The 16,283-nt window shown below is 55.8% G+C and carries 18 protein-coding genes; 10 read left to right on the top strand and 8 right to left on the bottom strand.

All coding sequences use genetic code 11. From position 1 onward, the window contains the following. Position 1 precedes the first annotated feature (1 nt). Genes rsxG through nth form a run of 3 tightly spaced genes read left to right on the top strand, consistent with a single transcriptional unit; the run spans position 2 to position 1,963 of the window. On the top strand, positions 2–637 hold the full coding sequence (gene rsxG / locus PO881_RS08760; protein ID WP_101764528.1) for an electron transport complex subunit RsxG: 636 nt from the start codon (positions 2–4) through the stop codon (positions 635–637). Beyond that, a complete protein-coding gene (locus PO881_RS08755; protein ID WP_008110261.1) occupies positions 630–1,331 on the top strand; it encodes an electron transport complex subunit E in 702 nt (233 codons plus the stop codon). The genes rsxG and PO881_RS08755 overlap by 8 nt, the downstream gene beginning before the upstream one ends. Then, a complete protein-coding gene (nth, locus tag PO881_RS08750; RefSeq protein WP_280172759.1) occupies positions 1,328–1,963 on the top strand; it encodes an endonuclease III in 636 nt (211 codons plus the stop codon). Before PO881_RS08755 ends, nth begins: the two co-directional genes overlap by 4 nt. A gap of 142 nt (positions 1,964–2,105) precedes the next feature. Here nth and PO881_RS08745 read toward each other — a convergent pair whose 3' ends face one another. Then, positions 2,106–2,795 (bottom strand): CTP synthase, encoded by a 690-nt coding sequence (locus tag PO881_RS08745; protein ID WP_280172758.1) that lies wholly within the window; start codon positions 2,793–2,795, stop codon positions 2,106–2,108. A 653-nt stretch (positions 2,796–3,448) separates the two neighbouring features. Between PO881_RS08745 and dtpA the strand changes: the two genes are divergently transcribed. From dtpA to gstA, 3 genes are all read left to right on the top strand, one after another. Next, positions 3,449–4,954 (top strand): dipeptide/tripeptide permease DtpA, encoded by a 1,506-nt coding sequence (gene dtpA / locus PO881_RS08740; protein WP_101764531.1) that lies wholly within the window; start codon positions 3,449–3,451, stop codon positions 4,952–4,954. 147 nt (positions 4,955–5,101) lie between these two features. Beyond that, positions 5,102–5,983, top strand: coding sequence for a LysR family transcriptional regulator (locus PO881_RS08735; RefSeq protein WP_110866047.1), 882 nt, complete (start codon positions 5,102–5,104; stop codon positions 5,981–5,983). Positions 5,984–6,082: 99 nt separating this feature from the next. After that, entirely contained in the window at positions 6,083–6,688 is a 606-nt protein-coding gene (gene gstA, locus PO881_RS08730) for a glutathione transferase GstA (protein ID WP_199559682.1), read from the top strand. Positions 6,689–6,801: 113 nt separating this feature from the next. On the opposite strand, the gene pdxY is transcribed toward gstA, so the two are convergent. The 5 genes from pdxY to anmK all read right to left on the bottom strand — a co-directional run bounded on the left by pdxY (position 6,802) and on the right by anmK (position 11,270). Further along, a complete protein-coding gene (pdxY, locus tag PO881_RS08725) occupies positions 6,802–7,662 on the bottom strand; it encodes a pyridoxal kinase PdxY (RefSeq protein ID WP_101764534.1) in 861 nt (286 codons plus the stop codon). A 56-nt stretch (positions 7,663–7,718) separates the two neighbouring features. Next, complete coding sequence (gene tyrS, locus PO881_RS08720) at positions 7,719–8,993, bottom strand: tyrosine--tRNA ligase (protein WP_008110275.1); 1,275 nt, start codon at positions 8,991–8,993, stop codon at positions 7,719–7,721. 139 nt (positions 8,994–9,132) lie between these two features. Continuing rightward, on the bottom strand, positions 9,133–9,789 hold the full coding sequence (gene pdxH / locus PO881_RS08715) for a pyridoxamine 5'-phosphate oxidase (RefSeq protein ID WP_101764536.1): 657 nt from the start codon (positions 9,787–9,789) through the stop codon (positions 9,133–9,135). A 20-nt stretch (positions 9,790–9,809) separates the two neighbouring features. Then, a complete protein-coding gene (locus PO881_RS08710) occupies positions 9,810–10,139 on the bottom strand; it encodes an MliC family protein (RefSeq protein ID WP_110866045.1) in 330 nt (109 codons plus the stop codon). Between the two features lie 9 nt (positions 10,140–10,148). Then, on the bottom strand, positions 10,149–11,270 hold the full coding sequence (gene anmK, locus PO881_RS08705; protein WP_192233669.1) for an anhydro-N-acetylmuramic acid kinase: 1,122 nt from the start codon (positions 11,268–11,270) through the stop codon (positions 10,149–10,151). A gap of 275 nt (positions 11,271–11,545) precedes the next feature. Between anmK and slyB the strand changes: the two genes are divergently transcribed. Continuing rightward, positions 11,546–12,013 carry an outer membrane lipoprotein SlyB gene (gene slyB / locus PO881_RS08700; protein ID WP_008110282.1) on the top strand — a complete coding sequence of 156 codons (468 nt, stop codon included), beginning with the start codon at positions 11,546–11,548 and terminating at the stop codon, positions 12,011–12,013. 40 nt (positions 12,014–12,053) lie between these two features. On the opposite strand, the gene slyA is transcribed toward slyB, so the two are convergent. Further along, positions 12,054–12,491, bottom strand: a complete 438-nt coding sequence (gene slyA / locus PO881_RS08695) for a transcriptional regulator SlyA (RefSeq protein ID WP_007892783.1) — start codon at positions 12,489–12,491, stop codon at positions 12,054–12,056. Between the two features lie 151 nt (positions 12,492–12,642). Here slyA and PO881_RS08690 point away from each other — a divergent pair, with 151 nt between their 5' ends. From PO881_RS08690 to PO881_RS08680, 3 genes are read left to right on the top strand one after another with little or no spacing between them, the layout of a single operon-like run. Next, the gene (locus PO881_RS08690) at positions 12,643–12,879 is read left to right on the top strand and encodes a DUF1656 domain-containing protein (RefSeq protein WP_008110284.1); all 237 of its coding nucleotides are present in this window, start codon (positions 12,643–12,645) and stop codon (positions 12,877–12,879) included. A 6-nt stretch (positions 12,880–12,885) separates the two neighbouring features. Further along, positions 12,886–13,743, top strand: a complete 858-nt coding sequence (locus PO881_RS08685; RefSeq protein ID WP_280172756.1) for an HlyD family secretion protein — start codon at positions 12,886–12,888, stop codon at positions 13,741–13,743. Between the two features lie 7 nt (positions 13,744–13,750). After that, positions 13,751–15,751: an FUSC family protein gene (locus tag PO881_RS08680; RefSeq protein WP_280172755.1), complete on the top strand. Its 2,001-nt coding sequence runs from the start codon at positions 13,751–13,753 to the stop codon at positions 15,749–15,751. Here PO881_RS08680 and PO881_RS08675 read toward each other — a convergent pair whose 3' ends face one another. Then, positions 15,752–16,219 carry a hypothetical protein gene (locus tag PO881_RS08675; protein WP_280172754.1) on the bottom strand — a complete coding sequence of 156 codons (468 nt, stop codon included), beginning with the start codon at positions 16,217–16,219 and terminating at the stop codon, positions 15,752–15,754. Positions 16,220–16,283 lie beyond the last annotated feature (64 nt).

Here is a 16,283-nt window from a genome sequence, read left to right as displayed (position 1 = left end):
GATGATCGAAGCTATTCGTAAAAATGCGGTGACGCTGGCGGCCTTTGCGGTGATCACCACCGGCGTGACGGCGGTGGTTAACTATGTCACCAAGCCGACGGTGGAGCATCAGACCGCGCTGCAACAGAAAAATTTGTTAGATCAGGTGGTGCCGACCGATCTGTACGACAATCACATCCAGCAAGAGTGTTATCTGGTGACCGATGCGCTGGCGCTGGGCAATGATCGCCCGCACCATCTCTATTTAGCGCGTAAAGGCGATCAGCCGGTGGCGGCCGCGCTTGAGACCACCGCGCCAGACGGCTATTCTGGGGCGATTCAGATGCTGGTCGGTGCCGATTTCCACGGCAAAGTGCTGGGCGTGCGCGTGGTTGAGCACCATGAAACGCCGGGCCTCGGCGATAAAATCGAACTGCGTATTTCAGACTGGATTAACAGCTTCAATGGCAAAGTGATCCACGGCGCGGATGACAAAAATTTTGCGGTGAAAAAAGACGGCGGTGAATTCGACCAATTTACCGGCGCAACCATTACGCCACGCGCGGTGGTCAACGCCACCAAGCGCACCGCGCTGCTGATTGAAACACTGCCAGCGAAGCTTGCTTCGCTGCCTGAATGTGGAGATGCAAATGAGTGAAGCCAAAAATTTACTGGTCGGCGGCCTGTGGAAAAATAACTCCGCGCTGGTGCAGCTGCTCGGTCTCTGTCCGCTGCTGGCGGTGACCTCAACAGCGACCAACGCTCTCGGTTTAGGCCTGGCGACCACGCTGGTGCTGACCATCACCAACAGCGCAATTTCCGCCTCGCGTCGTTGGGTGCCGGCCGAAATCCGTATTCCGATTTACGTGATGATCATCGCTTCAGTGGTGAGCTGCGTGCAGATGCTGATCAACGCCTATGCGTACGGTTTGTATCAGTCGCTCGGCATCTTTATCCCGCTAATCGTCACCAACTGCATTGTGGTGGGTCGCGCTGAAGCGGTCGCCTCAAAGAGCAGCATTCCGCTTTCGGCGCTGGACGGTTTTGCCATCGGCATGGGCGCAACCTGCGCGATGGTGACGCTGGGATCGATTCGTGAACTGATTGGCAGCGGCACGCTGTTCAACGGGGCGGATCAGCTGCTGGGGCCGTGGGCCAAAGCGCTGCGTATTGAAGTGGTGCACTTTGATTCGCCGATGCTGCTGGCGATGCTGCCACCGGGCGCCTTTATCGGCCTTGGCATGCTGCTGGCAGCAAAATACCTGATCGATCAGAAGATGAAACAGCGTGCGGCCACCCGTGCAGCAGCGCCTGAAGCGGAGCCGCAAGGCGCAACCGGGAAAGCGGTGTGAATAAAGAGAAACGCGCGCAGATCCTGACGCGCCTGCGTGATGAGAATCCGCATCCGACCACAGAACTGAACTTCAGCACGCCGTTTGAGTTGTTGATTGCGGTGTTACTCTCCGCGCAAGCCACCGACGTCAGCGTCAACAAAGCTACCGCGAAGCTCTATCCGGTGGCGAATACCCCGGCAACGATGCTGGCGCTGGGCGTGGATGGCGTGAAGGAGTACATCAAAACCATCGGCCTGTTTAACAGCAAGGCGGAGAACGTCATCAAGACCTGCCGCATCCTGCTGGAACGGCACGGTGGCGAAGTGCCAGAAGATCGTGCGGCGCTGGAAGCGCTGCCGGGCGTCGGGCGTAAAACCGCCAACGTGGTACTGAATACCGCTTTCGGCTGGCCGACCATCGCCGTTGATACTCATATTTTCCGCGTCAGCAATCGCACCCGCTTTGCGCCGGGCAAGAATGTGGAAGAAGTGGAAGATAAGCTGCTGAAAGTGGTGCCGGCGGCGTTTAAAGTCGATTGCCATCACTGGCTGATTCTGCACGGTCGCTATACCTGCGTGGCGCGCAAACCGCGTTGCGGATCCTGTCTGATCGAAGATCTGTGTGAATTCGACGCCAAAACCGAACTCTGAATCGCGGGCTCTGACACATTTGCTGCGTCACGGCAAATGTGCCCTTTTCAACTGCGCGCACTAAAGCTTCATAGCGGGCCCCGGCCAGCGCACTCGCTGCTGGCTTAACTGACACGCATTACGCCATAGACCAGCTGCGTATTTAACCTGCGGCGGCCTGCAACCAGGCGACCACCAGCGGCGACAGCCGGTTTTGTAACGCTGCCCGCTCGGACTGGAACAAGGTGGCGACAAAGAACGGGTGATCGGTCAATTCAATGCCGCGCACGTCGCCTTCCAAATCCCATGACGTGATCTGCAGATTCTGCGTCGCCAGCGCTGCGCTGAACTCGGCGTTGACGCCAAAGTTGCAGTGGTAACCCTCATCGCTCTGTAACGCACCGTAAGCCCGAGCAATACGTGAACCCGGCTGGAAGGTCACGCTGCCACGCTGTTCCACCAGCGAACAGGCCAGTGGCGCAATCACCCAGCGACCGCTGGGATCGGTTTCCGCATGCACCGCATCTTCCCAGCCCAGCACATTGCGCGCGTACTCAACGATGGCGTACTGAAATCCGCCGCACGAGCCCAAAAATGGCTTACCGCTTTCCCGCGCCCAGCGAAGGGTGGCAAACACGCCCGCATCATTGAGATAAGGACTGCCCGGAACCAACCAAATCGCCTGGTAATCATTGAGGTTGTGCTGATTGAGTTCCGGCGTGGCGATCCAGTCGGCGCTGACGTTGAGTGAAAGGGTTTTTGCAGCGAGTTGTACAGCGGGAGGAATGGCCTGATGCGCAACGGCATTAGCACGGTAATCGCCAATCAGGGCGACACGAATCGACTTCATCATGACTACGTCCTTTCAGGGAAAAAAGGAGGTTACAGCAAAGTTAACCCGCTGTCTAAATGCCATTAAACGTCGATTTATGCGGCTTTCGTTTCCACGCATTGCGCTTATGGACGCCTGTTTATCTGCCAAATAAGGTGTCAGACCGCGCTAATCTTCGCCAGATGTCAGCTACGCAAACGTTTTCTTCTTTTACCCTGATAATTAATTCGTGGTTTTGTGCGCAGGATCAACTAATTAGCGTTCTGGAATCTTTTGACTGCTTATTACGCTCACCAATCAAGCTGTTGTGCTTATTATGCGCACAACGGCAATAATAATATCTGTATAAATTATGAACTTTAGCGTTATATTCTGATAAAGCCGCCCTGAGCAGTTTATATCAGGAAAATGATCTTCCCGATCTGCATTTCACCTGTTTATCCTGATATAATTCCACCCAGCGAGATTTAACACTGATTTACAACTTTGTATAACGGCATTAACCCTACCTATTGCAAGTATTTCAGCGTGCAGAAAATGCTTGCCCTGTTGGAGTGATTCAGCCAAATTAGTCGCCGTTTTTCCTTTCTAATAACAATGTTGCGCGGGATTACCCAGCCCGACGCAGACTTAATTCCTGTCGCAAAACAGGCTATGTTAAAACTGAGGTATACGTGTCAACTGCAAACAAACACACTGACGGGGCGCCAAGCCTCAACGCTTTTAAGCAACCGAAAGCGTTTTATCTGATCTTCTCCATCGAACTGTGGGAACGTTTTGGTTACTACGGCCTGCAAGCCATCATGGCGGTTTACCTGGTTAAACAGCTGGGCATGTCCGAAGCGGACTCCATTACGCTGTTCACCTCGTTTAGCGCGCTGGTGTATGGTTTAGTCGCCATCGGCGGCTGGCTCGGCGATAAAGTGCTGGGTACCAAACGCGTCATCGTGCTCGGCGTAATGGTGCTGGCGCTGGGTTATGCGCTGATTGCCTTCTCCGGCCATGACACCTCAATGGTGTATATCGGCATGGCGACTATCGCGGTAGGTAGCGGTTTGTTTAAAGCTAACCCGTCTTCCCTGCTGTCGACCTGCTACGAGAAAGATGACGCGCGCCTCGACGGTGCCTTCACTATGTTCTACATGTCGATCAACATCGGTTCGCTGTTCTCGATGATGCTGACGCCGTGGCTGGCCGCGAAATATGGCTGGGGCGCCGCGTTCTCGCTGTCGGTTGTCGGTCTGGTGATCACGCTGCTGAACTTTCTGTTCTTCCAGCGTGTCGTGAAAAACTACGGATCCAAGCCGGATTTTGCCCCGCTGCAGATGGGTAAACTGCTGATGACGCTGATTGGCGTGGTAGCACTGATTGCGCTGGCGGCCTGGCTGCTGCATCACCAGAGCATCGCACGTATGACGCTGGGCGTCATCGCCGCCGGTATCGTGGTGATCTTCGCCAAAGAAGCCTTCGCGCTGAAGGGGGCCGCACGTCGTAAGATGATCGTGGCCTTCCTGCTGATGGTTGAAGCGATTGTGTTCTTCGTGCTTTACATGCAGATGCCAACCTCACTTAACTTCTTCGCTATCCGCAACGTTGAGCACGCGATTCTCGGCATCACCTTTGAGCCGGAGCAGTTCCAGGCGCTGAACCCGTTCTGGATTATGCTGGCAAGCCCGATTCTGGCCGCGGTGTACAACAAGCTTGGCGATAAAATGCCGATGCCACACAAATTCGCCTTCGGTATGGTGCTGTGTTCAGCGGCCTTCCTGGTTCTGCCGTTTGGTGCCAAATTTGCCAACGAAGCCGGTATCGTCTCAGTGAACTGGCTGATCCTTAGCTATGCGCTGCAGAGCATTGGTGAGCTGATGATTTCCGGTCTGGGCCTGGCAATGGTGGCACAGCTGGTACCACAGCGTTTAATGGGCTTCATCATGGGTTCGTGGTTCCTGACCACCGCGGGTGCGGCAATGATTGCCGGTAAAGTCGCGAACCTGATGGCGGTGCCGAATGATGTGACCGATCCACACACGTCACTGGCGGTCTACAGCCATGTATTCCAGCAGATTGGTATCGCCACCGGCGTGATCGCCCTGCTGATGTTAATCACCGCGCCACTGCTGAACCGCATGACGCAGGATGATAGTCAAACTGAACTGAAACGCGCCAGCGCCAATCAGTAAGCAGAAAGCCGGGCATGTCCCGGCTTTTTTCTACCCACTATTTCGCCGCCATTCACATTTCCTTTAACGATTTCTGCTACCCACACTTCGCTTTTTGCTCGCTTAACTTCATGATGTCGGCTCACTGTTAATCTGAGTGGAATAAGCATGGACAGGTTTGATGAGCTTGAGGTATTTGTCGCGGTTATCCAGCAAGGCAGTTTGGCCGGTGCCGCACGTTTGTTACAGCGATCGCCACCGGTGATCACGCGCACCCTCAACACCCTTGAAGCCCGCCTCGCCACCACTTTGATTGAACGCACCACGCGCCAGCTGGCACCCACCGAAGCTGGCTGGCAGCTGTTTGAGCAGGCACAGCGCGTGCTGAGCGATTATCAGCGCGCCATCGACAGCGCTCACCACAGCGGCCTGCATGGCTTGCTGCGTTTAACCGCGCCGGTGCAGTTTGGTCGTCGCCACGTCATGCCCCTGGTGAATGCCTTCCTGCAACAGCATGCGGAGATGCAGATTGAAGTGGTGCTCAGCGACAGCTATCAGGACCTGATCGAAAACGGCCTCGATATCGCGCTGCGCATCGGTGCACTGCAGGACTCTTCGATGGTGGCGCGTCAGGTTGGCACTGTGCGTTCAACGCTGGTTGCCAGCCCCGACTATCTGCAACAGGCTGGCACGCCTGTTCATCCCACTGAACTGACTCAACATGCGTTAGTGACGAGCTTGCGCCATACGCGCGAGTGGCGCTTCGCTCACGACCTGCGCGTGCGCATCACGCCGCGTCTGCGGGTTAATGATGTGGAGAGCCAGCTGGAAGCGCTACGCAGCGCACACGGCATCGGACGGCTGCTGTCGTATCAGGTTCTTGACGATATCCACAGCGGGAAACTGCTGCGCTTGCTGCCAGAATGGGAACCCGCGCCGCTGCCGGTGCAGTTAGTGACCCAGCGTGTGAAGAATATGACGCCTAAAGTGCGGCAATTTTGGGATTTTGCGCTCGAAAAGCTGCCGTTACTGCCATGCTTTGCTGAATAAACCTGAACGTTGACCGTAATTCCTGATCGCAGTCACGGGTAAATATCCCTGGCAGACTTATGCTGCTTTGATCACCACAACACTCAAGGAGAAGCCATGATGAAACTCTATTGTAAGCCCGGTGCCTGTTCGCTATCACCGCATATTGTCGCGCTGGAATGCGGGCTCGACTTCACCCAGGTGAACGTGGACCTGCAGAAGAAAGTGACCGAGCAGGGAGAAGATTACTGGCAGATTAACCCGAAAGGACAAGTGCCGGCGCTGCAGTTTGACGATGGCAGCATCCTGACCGAAGGCGTGGCGATTGTGCAATATCTGGCGGATCTTAAGCCGGATCGCCATCTGCTGGCGCCGACCGGCAGCCTGACGCGCTATCACACGCTGGAGTGGTTGAGTTTTGTCAGCAGCGAACTGCATAAAAGTTTTAGCCCGCTGTTCCGTCCGGATACCCCGGAAGAGTACAAAACCATTGCCCGTGCGCAGCTGGAGAAAAAGTATCAGCAGGTGAATGAGGCGTTGCAGGATAAACAGTGGCTGCTGGGATTACGCTTTACCGTTGCCGATGTGTATCTGTTCGTGGTGACGCGCTGGGCTAAAGCCATCAAGCTGGATTTAGCGGGACTGGATGCGCTGGATGCCTGGTTTAATCGGGTTGCAGAGCGCCCAGCGGTGCAAGCGGCATTGAAGGCGGAAGGTTTGGTTTAATCCAGCGCTATTCTTCGTCGGGTCGCTATCAGTGCGTACGCCCCAGATCGTTGGATCGTCATTCATGGTGAGCTGAATGGCAGGTGCGCAGGACTGCGCACCTCACGGGGAATTTACAGCTTTTCAGCGGCGAAATGCTGTGTCGGCTTAGCAATCGCATCCTGCGCGGCCACCAACTGCAATTCGTACTCGCCCATTTCGTGGGTTTTCAGCATCACTTCATAAACCGCCGCGGTGATGTGCTCAAGCGCATCCTGCAGCGACTTGCCGTGCAGCAGATCGACCAGCAGCAGACCGCTGGTGAGATCGCCCACGCCAACCGGCTGACGCACGCCAAAGTCCACCAGCGGACGGCTGATGTGCCAGCACTCATCGGCGGTCACCAGCAGCATCTCAAAACGATCGCTACGACGTCCGGCACGCGCCAGATGTTTCACCAGCACCACTTTCGGGCCTTTGCTAATCAGTTCTCGTGCCGCAACCACCGCTTGCTCCACGTTGGCCACTTCATGGCCGCTGAGCATCTCCAGCTCCAGCAGGTTCGGGGCGATGATGTCACTGGCAGGCAACGCCATTTTGCAGTGAAACTCCGCCACGCCCGGCGCCACGATGCAGCCTTTCTCCGGATGGCCCATCACCGGGTCGCAGAAGAACCACGCATGCGGATTGGCTTCTTTCACCAGACGCACGATCTCCAGAATCTGTTCGCCCTGCTCCGCCGATCCCAAATAGCCACTTAACACCGCATCACAGGTTTTCAGGCGGTCAACCGCCGCAATGCCTTTTACGATGTCGGTCAAATGCGTGGCGGGCATCACGGTGCCGGTCCAGTGTCCATATTGAGTGTGATTAGAAAATTGCACGGTATTCAGCGGCCAAACGTTTGCGCCCATGCGGCGCATCGGGAATTCGGCAGCGCTGTTACCGGCGTGTCCGTAAACAACGTGAGATTGAATTGCGAGAATATTTTTCATTTTGCCCTGTACTGCTGTCTTGCCATAAAAAAGGGCCGGAAGCCGGCCCTGAACGCTTACTGCCAGTTAATCAGGCAGTAATGTTTTTTACCGCGACGCAACAACGTGAAACGTCCAAACAGTTTATCGCTGTCGCTGAAACGATACTCCGCATCTGACTGTTTTTCGCCATTCAGCGATACCGCGTTAGAACCGATCATGGTGCGAGCCTGGCCGCGTGATGGCACCAGCTCAGCCGCCACCAGCGCCTGCTGCAAATCGTCTTCTGCCGTCAGCGTGATGGTTGGCATGCCGTCCTGCGCCAGCTGCTCGAAGTCCGCTTCGGTCATCGCGCTCAGGCTGCCGGAGAACAGGCTCTCGGTGATGCGTTTTGCCGCAGTTAAGCCGCTTTCGCCGTGCACCAAACGCGTCACCTGCTCAGCCAGCACGTATTGCGCACGTGGCGCTGTGCCGCTGTTTTTGTCTTCTTCTTCCAGCGCATTGATCTCTTCAATGCTCATGAAGGTGAAGAACTTCAGGAAGCGATATACGTCGGCATCCGCAGTGTTGATCCAGAACTGGTAGAACTTGTATGGACTGGTTTTCTTCGCATCCAGCCACACTGCGCCACCTTCGGTTTTACCGAACTTGGTACCGTCAGACTTGGTGATCAGCGGTACGGTCAAGCCCCACGCCTGCTGCTGATGCAGACGACGCGTCAGATCGATACCGGAGGTGATGTTGCCCCACTGATCGGAACCGCCAATCTGTAGCACCACATCGTGACGCTTGTTCAGCTCCGCAAAGTCATAACCCTGCAGCAGGTTGTAGGAGAACTCGGTGTAAGAGATGCCCTGATCTTCGCGGTTCAGACGCTGTTTCACCGCTTCGCGGTTGATCATCTGATTCACTGAGAAGTGCTTACCGATGTCGCGCAGGAAGGTCAGCACGTTCATGCCGCCAAACCAATCGTAGTTGTTCGCGGCAATCGCGCTGTTGTCGCCGCAATCGAAGCTGAGGAAAGGCGCGACCTGGTTGCGGATCTTATCCACCCACTCGCCAACGGTTTCAGCGGTGTTAAGTTTACGTTCTGCTGCTTTAAAGCTGGGATCGCCAATCAGACCGGTGGCACCACCCACCAGCGCGACCGGCTTGTGTCCGGCATCCTGAAAACGTTTCAGGCAGAGCAGCGGCACCAGATGGCCCAAATGCAAGCTATCAGCGGTAGGATCGAAGCCGCAATAGAGTGCAATTGGCCCTTGCGCCAGTCGCTCTGCTAACGCTTCTTCATCCGTTACCTGGGCGACTAAGCCCCTTTCTTGCAATTGTTGTATCAGGTTACTGCTGGTCATCACTGACTCCAAATTGATCAGACTGCACCTAGGCTGGTACACAGCTTTCCGCTGACGTGCGGAGACGAAAAAAAAGAGGGCTATAGCATAAAGCGCTGACGCCAACTGCGCCAGCGTTGAAAGGGGATAAAACGCAGTTTTACGGGGCTAAACGGTCAATCGACCAGCCATTGTCATTACGCTGGTAGAGGAAGCGATCGTGCAGACGATGTTCGCCGCCCTGCCAGAACTCCACGGTGTGGAATCTGACACGGTAGCCGCCCCAGAAACTCGGCAGCGGCACGTCGCCCTGCTGGAATTTCTGTTTGAGTTCGAGGAACTTGCCTTCCAGCACGCCGCGCGCCGAGATGCGGCTTGATTGCTTCGACACCCATGCGCCAATCTGGCTATCACGCGGGCGGCTGCTGAAGTACTTCAGTACCTCCAGCGGCGACAGTTTTTCCACTTCGCCCAGCACCATCACCTGACGCTCAAGGAAGTGCCATGGAAAGTGCAGCGAAATACGCGGATTCTCTGCCAGCTGCAGCGCCTTGCGGCTGCCGAGATTGGTATAGAACACCATGCCTTGCTCATCGTAATGCTTCAGCAGCACAATGCGCTGATAAGGTTGGCCGCTGCTGTCAACGGTGGCGACCGTCATTGCCGTCGGATCCGGCAACTGCGCGGTGCAGGCCTGCTGCAGCCACTGCTCAAACAGCGCCAAAGGGTTATCGGGCAGATCTTTACGTCGCAGCCCGCCGCGGGTGTATTCACGACGCAGATGGGCAATATGTTGCAAGCTGTCACTGTCGCTCATGCTGTTTCTCTTTCTCACGTTTACTGAACGGAGGTATCCGCGTTCTGCAATTCACAATCATTAATCACGATTTTGTTATTACGTTCAACAAAAGCGCCATTGCCTTTTGACCAGAAGACGTAAGTGCCGTCGCTGTAGCGCGCGCCAGAGGCCGACACCGTTTGTGCCAGCGTCAGGGGCTTACCATCCAGAATAAAGCTCACCTGCTGCTTCGCGTTATCCTGAGTGACCGTCAGCGGCAAAGTCCCGCACTGATAGCGCAGCTGTTGCGGTGCCTCTTCCTGCTTATGCATCATGCCGCAGCCACTTAATAGCGCCACGCTGCTCAGTATCATCATTATGTTTTTCATTTTTACCTCTTAACGACCAAGTCGGGGATTGGCGGGGTAAATTGCGCCCAATACGCTCATGTCCCGCGCACCCGTTACCGCTGGCAGGTTGCCCGGTAACCCATTTAATGTGCGAAACGCCAGCCACGCAAAGGCCAGCGCTTCCATATCATCACCGCTGATGCCCGCTTCGTCGGTGGTACCGACTTCCGTTCCCGACAAATGCGTGGCCAGCCGCGCCATCAGCAGTGGATTTCGGCTGCCTCCGCCGCAGACCAACAGACGATCGCAACCGTCGTTGAGCTGCACCTGCTGCGCAATGGTTAACGCCGTCAGCTCGGTCAGCGTAGCCTGTACATCCTGTGGCGCCAGCGCCGGGAAACGCTGCAACTGCTGCTCGATCCAGCTGAGATTGAAATATTCGCGCCCGGTGCTTTTTGGCGGCGGCAGTGCAAACCACGGATCGCTGAGCATCAACTCCAGCAGCGCTGGAACCACCTGACCGCTGCGCGCCCAGGCGGCATCTTTGTCGTACGGCAAACCTTTGTTGCGCCAAATCCACGCATCGATCAGCATATTGCCCGGCCCGGTATCAAAACCGCGTACCGGCTGGCCGGGGATCAGTAGTGACAGATTAGCGATGCCGCCGATGTTCAGCACCATGCGGCGCTCAGCGCTGTCCATCAACAGCGCCTGATGGAAAGCCGGCACCAGCGGCGCGCCCTGCCCGCCGAGCGCCATATCGCGGCGACGAAAATCCCCAATCACCGTGACGCCGGTTGCCGCCGCGATCTGGTTGTTATCGCCAATTTGCAGTGTATTCGGCGCATCACTTTGCGGCTCATGCCACACCGTTTGTCCGTGGCAGCCAATCGCCATAATGTCGCTGGCCTCCAGCGACTGCTGGTGCATCAAGGTTAAAACCGCCTCGGCGAACAGCTTGCCCAGCCGCGTATCCAGCTGCCCGAGCTGCGACAGCGTCAAGGTTTGCCCCTGACAAATGGCCAGCACCTGCTGGCGCAATTCCTGCGGGATGGGATGACAATAGCTGGCCTGCTGCGCCACCATTTGACCATCAATGGCCGCCAGTACCACGTCCACGCCATCAAGGCTGGTGCCGGACATCACGCCAATATAGCGTCCTGATTTCATAGCGGTTCACTCCCTTAACATCGTCTGGCTTAAGCCTGGCAAATTACCGGGTCTAATTCTATGATAAAATTCCGCTTTTCAGCGTCACTGCACAGTGCATTCCAGCTCAGAAATATTTTCGTTGGGTAATTGAATTTTTGTTGAGGGACGATGGTCTATGCTTCGCCCCAGCCGCGTTTTATACGGACTTAGCGTCATTTGCCAGTTTTCTGTCTTATACTCTGTGCAGTACAGGATGAGAAACATGGCGTTTTTTTGCATTAAGGAGCGTTCTGATGATTAAGCGTTTTGTAGCCGTGGCGTTGACCGGCTTAACTCTGGCAGGTTGTGCCAACGACAGCACCCTTTCCGGTGACGTTTACAGCGCCAGCGAAGCTAAACAAGTACAAAGTGTTTCCTATGGCACGCTGGTTTCTGTTCGTCCGGTGAAAATCCAGGGCGGCGATGAAAACAACGTGATTGGCGCAATTGGTGGTGCAGTACTGGGCGGTTTCCTCGGTAACACCATTGGCGGCGGCAGCGGTCGCAGTCTGGCAACCGCCGGCGGTGCGGTACTCGGTGGCGTAGCCGGTCAGGGCGTTCAGGGTGCGGTCAACAAATCTGACGGTGTCGAGCTGGAAATCCGAAAGGATGATGGCAACACCATCATGGTGGTGCAGAAGCAAGCTGCCACCCGTTACTCGGTTGGCCAGCGCGTCGTGATGGCGTCAAACGGCAGCCAGGTTACCGTTTCGCCACGTTAAGCGAACAGATAAAAAAAACCGACGCCTGGCGTCGGTTTTTTTATTTCTCGCGGTTATGAAACTCAAGAATGTTTTTTTCCAGCCGCGCAATCAGCGTCACCATCTGATTGATCTCCTCCAGGCTGATGCCGGAAAGAATGTCATCGCGCGTGGCATCAATCACATTCTCAACCTGCTCGATAATCGGCTCAGCCTGCTTGGTCAACTTGATGCGCTTGGCGCGACGATCGTTGGCGCAGGTCGCGCGGGTGATCAATCCTTTCTCTTCCAGCTGATCCAGCGTGCGCACCAGTGAAGGCTGCTCAATGCCGATCGCTTTGGCCAGCTGAATTTGAGACTGCTCTGGCGGGAGTTGATGAATATTGTGTAGCGTCACCCAGTGTGTTTGTGTCAACTCAAGCGGTTTTAAACGCTGATCGATTAACGCGCGCCAAATGCGCACCAGACGAGACAGATCGGTTCCCAAGGGCGTATCCATTGCATCTCCTTATAATTAGCTTGCTAGCTATTAAGCCAGATTTTACACTATTCTGCGAGTTTACCTGGCAAATTACAAATACCAGGCCTGCATATACGCTTGCCGTCTACGCGCTATTTAGATGATTCCCGGTCAAAAAGGATGATGACACGTGTCCCTAACCGCCTTTTCCCCCAGCGCCCCGCTTACCGACCTGGTGTTCGGTGCGTCGCTGTTTTTCCCGCCGCTGTTTAAAGCGGTGTTACTCGGTTTCTTTTTCTGGTTGTTGATTCACCCGCTGATACGCGGCTGGATCTACTCCGGCGATGTCTGGCATCCCACCTTGATGGACCTTTCCCTGTTTGTACTGTGCGTCGCTGGCGCATTGTGGTTACTGAGCCTCGGATAAATCACTATGAAATTCAACCCTTTTAAGTATTTTTCAACCCTGGTGATTTTTGCGCTGGCCCTGCTTGCCGGATGGTGGATGTGGAATTACTACATGCAATCGCCATGGACGCGTGACGGCAAAGTGCGCGCCGAGCTGGTAGATATCACGCCGGAAGTGTCCGGTCGCATCATCGCTCTGGAAGTGCGCGACAATCAGTTTGTGCATAAAGGCGACGTGCTGCTGAAGATCGATCCGGTGCCGTGGCAAATTGCGCAGGCCAATGCCGAAGCCCAACTGGCTAAAGCGCAGGCCGATCTGGCCAAAGCGCAGCATGAAGCCAATCGCCGCGCCAGCCTGCCGCGCAACGTCATTTCAGCGGAAGATATGGATGCCGCCCGCTTAACCGCCAATGCTGCCGCAGCGACGGCAAAAGCGGCGCAGGCTAGCCTCGATCAGGCACGCTGGAATCTTGATCAAACCACCATTACTGCGCCCACCGATGGCTGGATCAGCAACCTGACGCTGCGCACCGGCAACTATGCCAGCGCCGGTACGCCGCTGTTTGCGCTGGTCGACAGCCACTCTTATTACGTGATGGGCTATTTCGAAGAGACCAAGCTGCGCCATATTCAGCCCGGCGCTGCCGCGCAAATTGTGTTGTACAGCAACGGCGCACGCTTGCAGGGTAAAGTGGAAAGTATCGGACGCGCCATTTATGACCAAAGCGTCGCCAGCGATGGCGGGCTGGTGCCGGATATCAAGCCTAACGTGCCTTGGGTGCGCCTGGCGCAGCGCGTGCCGGTGCGTATTCGCTTAGACGCGTTGCCGGAAGGTGTGCCGCTGGTGGCAGGCACCACCTGCACCATCTCCATCGCCCACTGAGGTTGTGATGACTTTTCAGTGGCTGGCGTGGCAAAATCTGCCGTGGATAAAAGCAAGTGGGGGCGAGTGGCGCTACGCGCTGCGTAACGGCATTGCGATGTGTCTCGCCTTGACCATCGCCTATGCGCTGCAACTCGATCAACCTTACTGGGCCATGACCTCGGCGGCGGTGGTGAGTTTTCCCACCGTCGGCGGCGCCATCAGTAAAAGTCTGGGGCGCATCGTTGGCAGTTTGCTCGGTGCCAGCGCCGCGCTGCTGATCGCCGGACACACGCTGAACGAACCCTGGCTGTTTGCCTTTTTCATGGCCGGGTGGCTGGCGTTCTGTACCTGGATCGCCAATCACTACCAAAATAACGTGGCCTACGCGTTTTCGCTGGCGGGTTATACCGCCGCCATCATCGCTTTTAGCAGCGTCAACATCACCGATGTCACTCAGCTGTGGGATATCGCCCAGGCGCGCGTGTGCGAAGTGATCTCCGGCATCCTGTGTGCCGGATTGATGATGATGATTCTGCCTAGCACCTCAGATGGCAACGCGCTGATGAGTTCACTGCGTCAGATGCACGCGCGTTTGCTGGATCATGCGGTGTTATTACTGCAGCAAAGCAGCACTGATAACGTGCGCACCGCCCATGAGAATGTCATTAGCCAGATTCTCACCATGAACCTGCTGCGCATTCAGGCGTTCTGGAGCCACTATCGCTTCCGCCGCCAGAATAACGTGCTGAACTATGTACTTCACCAGCAGCTGCGTCTCACCAGTGTACTCTCCAGCCTGCGCCGCATGTTGCTGAATTGGCCCGATGCGCCACCCGAACTTTACGACGCCATGGCCAAACTGTTGCAGGAACTGGCGCAGCCGCAGTGCGACAAATACCGTTTGGCGCTGATTCTGCGTGGCATCACGCCATCAGCAACCGGTGATTACCGTCAACGCGCCTTCGTCCAGCGACTGCGTTATTTCTGCTGGGTGTATCTCAATGTGAATCGCTGGATTCGCCTGATTGAACGCGCCGATGCCGATACCCGTTTTCAGCCGCCGTATGCGCCCTCGCTGGCGCGCGAAAGCGACAGTGCTGAAGCCGGCTGGAGCGCGCTGCGCACCTTCAGCGTCATCATGCTGGGAAGCGCCTTTTGGATCACCACGCAATGGGATTCCGGTGCCGCCGCCCTGACGCTTACCGCCATCGCCTGCGTGCTTTACTCCTCCGCGCCCTCGCCCAGTGGCAGCGTCTCGCTGTTGCTGAAAACCTTGCTGTGGCTGTCGCTGTTTAGTTTTGTGCTGCAGTTTGGTTTGATGGTGCAAATCAGCGCGCTGTGGCAGTTTTTACTGGTGCTATTCCCGCTGCTGCTCACCTTGCAGTTGTTCAAACTGCAGCAGAAGAAACGCGCCGGGATGTGTGGGCAATTCATTGTTTTTATGGGATCCTTTATCGCCGTCACCAATCCGCCGGACTGGGATTATCAAAGCTTCCTCAATGACAATATCGCCAAGGTGTGCGGCGTAATGCTGGCGTGGCTGGCGTTTCAGGTGCTGCGTCCCAGTTCCGATGCGCGTCGCAGTCGTCGGCATATTCGTGCCCTGCGCCATGCGTTTCTCGATCAGCTTCGCCGCCATCCGCGCCTGAGCGAAAGCCACTTCGAATCACAGATTTATCATCATATTAGCCAGCTCAGTAACAGTCGGGACGAGCAGGCGCGCGTCTGGCTGCTGCGCTGGGGCGTGGTGTTACTGAACTGTTCCCACATTGTCTGGCAGCTGCGCCAATGGCAGCCGACGTCGGCTACGCTCAGGCAAATGCGTGATAGCAGCCTGCAGGATCTGCAACGAATTATAAGTCTGCGCGGCGTGCATCACACCGCGCTGCAGGCCACGCTGGATGAGCTGGAAACCCTGATTGAGCAACTGCAGCAGCAACAGGAGAGCGAAGCCAATACGCTGGCGGGCATTTTGTGGCGCCTGCGCTGCTCACTGGCCCAGTTAGCGCAGGCGGTACCGGATTGATTACTGGCAATATTGCGTGGTCTGACGATTAAAATCATCCTGCAACTGCTGCAGCGATTTCTGTCCTTCAAAGCGGGTTTTATCCTGATCGGACATCGGTTCAATTACCAGCGCCTTCTCTTCTGAAGAGTAGATAAAGCGGCGATACAAGGTGGTGCCGGTGAAACTTTTGCCCTGAATACCGCCGCACACCACTGTCATCGCATGACGATAAGTTTCGCTGTGGGTGAAGTTGGTTTCGGTGGCGCTGCGCAAGACATTTTCGCAGCCATTGGCTTCGAGCCGATGAAGGGTGTGCTGGGTCAGCCATTCACGGCCACGCGCAATTTTCTCACAGCCGACGCGCAGCGGATTGGTATCAATGGTGCGTTGCAGTTGTCGACTGGCATCTAAACGCAGCTGTGTGTCGTTGGGTTGATCGCATCCCACCAGCAATAAACATAACAACATTATCCCACGCGCTTTCATTCCTGCCCCTGAAGGTTTTATTCCTGAATCAATATCATAGGATGGAAAAACCACGGAGAGTAGC

This window comes from Pantoea sp. SS70, from assembly GCF_029866845.1.
Classification (GTDB): domain Bacteria; phylum Pseudomonadota; class Gammaproteobacteria; order Enterobacterales; family Enterobacteriaceae; genus Pantoea; species Pantoea leporis.
This window is presented reverse-complemented; position numbering and strand designations above follow the sequence as displayed.

What these genes read in the sequence shown, in the direction of transcription:
- rsxG (WP_101764528.1), top strand. Translation starts at nt 2, where the DNA reads ATGATCGAAGCTATTCGTAAAAATGCGGTGACGCTGGCGGCCTTTGCG.
- PO881_RS08755 (WP_008110261.1), top strand. Translation starts at nt 630, where the DNA reads ATGAGTGAAGCCAAAAATTTACTGGTCGGCGGCCTGTGGAAAAATAAC.
- PO881_RS08745 (WP_280172758.1), bottom strand. Translation starts at nt 2,795, where the DNA reads ATGATGAAGTCGATTCGTGTCGCCCTGATTGGCGATTACCGTGCTAAT.
- PO881_RS08735 (WP_110866047.1), top strand. Translation starts at nt 5,102, where the DNA reads ATGGACAGGTTTGATGAGCTTGAGGTATTTGTCGCGGTTATCCAGCAA.
- gstA (WP_199559682.1), top strand. Translation starts at nt 6,083, where the DNA reads ATGAAACTCTATTGTAAGCCCGGTGCCTGTTCGCTATCACCGCATATT.
- pdxY (WP_101764534.1), bottom strand. Translation starts at nt 7,662, where the DNA reads ATGAAAAATATTCTCGCAATTCAATCTCACGTTGTTTACGGACACGCC.
- tyrS (WP_008110275.1), bottom strand. Translation starts at nt 8,993, where the DNA reads ATGACCAGCAGTAACCTGATACAACAATTGCAAGAAAGGGGCTTAGTC.
- pdxH (WP_101764536.1), bottom strand. Translation starts at nt 9,789, where the DNA reads ATGAGCGACAGTGACAGCTTGCAACATATTGCCCATCTGCGTCGTGAA.
- PO881_RS08710 (WP_110866045.1), bottom strand. Translation starts at nt 10,139, where the DNA reads ATGAAAAACATAATGATGATACTGAGCAGCGTGGCGCTATTAAGTGGC.
- anmK (WP_192233669.1), bottom strand. Translation starts at nt 11,270, where the DNA reads ATGAAATCAGGACGCTATATTGGCGTGATGTCCGGCACCAGCCTTGAT.
- slyB (WP_008110282.1), top strand. Translation starts at nt 11,546, where the DNA reads ATGATTAAGCGTTTTGTAGCCGTGGCGTTGACCGGCTTAACTCTGGCA.
- slyA (WP_007892783.1), bottom strand. Translation starts at nt 12,491, where the DNA reads ATGGATACGCCCTTGGGAACCGATCTGTCTCGTCTGGTGCGCATTTGG.
- PO881_RS08685 (WP_280172756.1), top strand. Translation starts at nt 12,886, where the DNA reads ATGAAATTCAACCCTTTTAAGTATTTTTCAACCCTGGTGATTTTTGCG.
- PO881_RS08680 (WP_280172755.1), top strand. Translation starts at nt 13,751, where the DNA reads ATGACTTTTCAGTGGCTGGCGTGGCAAAATCTGCCGTGGATAAAAGCA.
- PO881_RS08675 (WP_280172754.1), bottom strand. Translation starts at nt 16,219, where the DNA reads ATGAAAGCGCGTGGGATAATGTTGTTATGTTTATTGCTGGTGGGATGC.